Here is a 2,592-nt window from a genome sequence, read left to right as displayed (position 1 = left end):
CGGGCGTGAAGATGTGGGAAAGTCCGGCACGAGGCCGCTTCTTCGGGAGGCTACGCGGACGGGGAATCTGCGCGCGTTTCGGCGCAAACCCCGCGGTACGGCGGAAAACCCGGGGTTTCATGCGGGTGTCGGTTTTCACCGATTCCCGACCCGGCTCGGGCATTCTGCGGAGGCGCGCGCGGCGCGCCCGCCCTACACTCTTCACTTCGGAAGGAAGCGTTGACCAATCCACTCAGAGCCCGCCCGACGCATCCCGTTTCCGCCGACCTTTGTTCGTCCCTGCCCGCAACCCCCACACCCGGCCCGCACCATGACCGATCCGACCCTCACCGCCAACGCCAACCCCATCCGCACCCGGATCGTCGGGATGTTTCTCGCCGCCATGGCGGGCTTCCTCTGGGGGGTCGATGAGCGTCGCGGCGCAGTTCCTCATGCAGACGGGCACCTTCCCCGTGAACGACCTCGTCTCGATGCGTCTCCTGGGCGCGGGGCTCATGCTCCTTCTCTGGGAGGCGGCGGTGTCGCGCAGCCCGGTCGTGCGGCTCTTTCTTGAAAATTGGAAGCCCCTCCTCGTCTACGGCTGCGGGATGCTCGTGATCCAATGGACCTTCTTCAAGTCGATCGAAGTCAGCAACGCCGCCACGGCGGCGCTCATGGTCACCTTCGGGCCGTTGTTCGTCACGGGCTGGACGGCTTTCTCAGAGAACCGCGCCGTCACGCTCAAGGAATGGATCTGCATCGGGCTCGCCGCCGCGGGCGTGGTGCTGATCGTCACCAAGGGCGACTTCGACGCGGTCGACATGTCGTTCGAAGGCGCCTTCTGGGGGATCATGTCTTCGGCGGCCGGTTCCTTCTGCACGATCCAGCCGCGGCAGGTGATGAAGCGCGTCCCCGTCGGGGTCGTGGTGGCGGTGGGGATGATCGTGGGCGGAGGGCTTCTGACGCTGATCGACCCGCCCGCCGTGACCGCCATCGACTGGACGCTCGAAACCACGCTCCTCTACGGCTACGTCGCGCTCTTCGGGACCGTCGGGGCGTTCTGCTGCTACCTGCAGAGCCTCAAGTACGTGCCCGCCCCAACGACGTCTCTTCTCGGGAACTTCGAACCCTTGTCCGCGCTGGTCCTGGGGATCCTCTTCCTGGGACTCTCCTTCGGTCCGGCGGAGCTTTTGGGCACGGCGCTGATCTTCGTGATGGTGGGGATCCTCGCGACGAGGAAGTGAGGCCGGAGGACGAAGGACGGAGGCCCAAAACGCTCACGGACCTTCGGGGGATGCGGTTTTCGCACCATTTCGATGGCCGATCGCCCTCCGGGATTCCGGAATATGAGGGAAAGATCGGATAACGGTCAATTTCAGCGTGCGTTATGGTGGCAGTCGAGGTCAATGAAGTCAGGACCGCCTTGCGCGACGGCCCGGCTTCGGGCGCGGGGCATCGGGAAACCGATGCCCTTCGTCTTATCCCGTCTTGCCGGGAGAAGCTTCTTGGAGAAGCTTCGGCACCTCATCCCCCATCAATGCCCACGATTGGCGCGCAAAGACTTGCGCGCCCGCGCCCGCCTGCGTACGCTTTCGGTCGAAACCGAAATCCCTACTTTGACGCCCCCCCGCGGGCCACACGGAGCCCTTCCATGACCACCTCCACGCTTCCCACCGTCGTCGTTCTCGCCACCGGCGGGACGATCGTGAGTTCCGGCGCGTCCGCGACGCAGATGACCGGCTACTCGATCACGAACTTCTCCGTCGAGATGCTCACGGCCGCGGTGCCGGCTCTCCAAGAGATCGCGACGATCGAATGCCACCAGGTCGCCAACATCGACTCCTCCTCGATGACGAGCCGCGTGTGGTTCGACCTCGCCGCGGCGGTCGAGGAAGCGGCGGCGCGGGACGACGTCGCCGGCGTCGTCATCACCCACGGGACGGACACGATGGAGGAGACGGCGTTTTTCTTGAACCTCGTCGTCAAGACCGGAAAGCCCGTCGTCATGACGGGGGCGATGCGGCCCTCGACCGCCATTTCCGCGGAAGGGCCTCTCAACCTTCTGAACGCCGTGCGGATCGCTTTGGACCCGGAAGCCGCCGGGAAAGGCGTCTTGGTGGCGTTGAACGACGCCGTCGTCGCCGCGCGCGACGCGACCAAGGTCGAGCAGACGAACGTCGCCGCCTTCGGGGCGCCCAACGCCGGCCTCACCGCGATGATCTCGGGCCCGAGGATCGTGTGGCTCTCCGCCCCCGTGCGCCCGCATACGCTCCGGACGCCCTTCACGACGGCCCGCTTTGAGGGGCTCGCGAAGCTCCCCCGAGTCGACATCGTGTACTCGCACACCGACGACGACGGCGTCATGGTGGAGGCGGCGGTGGCCGCCGGGGCGAAGGCGATCGTGCACGCGGGGACCGGGAACGGCTCCATCCACGACGCGGCGGAGACCGCGCTCTTCACCGCGGCCGAGAAAGGCGTCGTGGTGATCCGCGCTTCGCGCGTGCCGGGGGGCGCCACCGTCGAAGGCTTGGCCGCGTGGCAGGAGGCGGGGTTCATCCCGGCGGGGAATCTGAATCCGCAGAAGGCGCGGGTGCTCGCGCAGGTCGTGTTGGC

Annotated in this window: 2 protein-coding genes; both read left to right on the top strand. The window is 66.7% G+C overall.

The features are described from left to right. Nucleotides 1-407: 407 nt before the first annotated feature. Entirely contained in the window at nt 408-1,223 is an 816-nt protein-coding gene (locus HMPREF9440_RS05230) for a DMT family transporter (protein WP_008542179.1), read from the top strand. Between the two features lie 407 nt (nt 1,224-1,630). Further along, on the top strand, nt 1,631-2,592 hold a 962-nt coding region (locus HMPREF9440_RS05225), incomplete at its 3' end, for an asparaginase (protein ID WP_008542176.1).

Origin of the sequence: Sutterella parvirubra YIT 11816 (genome assembly GCF_000250875.1) — a bacterium.
Taxonomy (GTDB): Bacteria; Pseudomonadota; Gammaproteobacteria; order Burkholderiales; family Burkholderiaceae_F; genus Sutterella; species Sutterella parvirubra.
The sequence above is the reverse complement of the archived record's forward strand: the minus strand, read 5'-3'. Positions and strand labels throughout refer to the sequence as shown.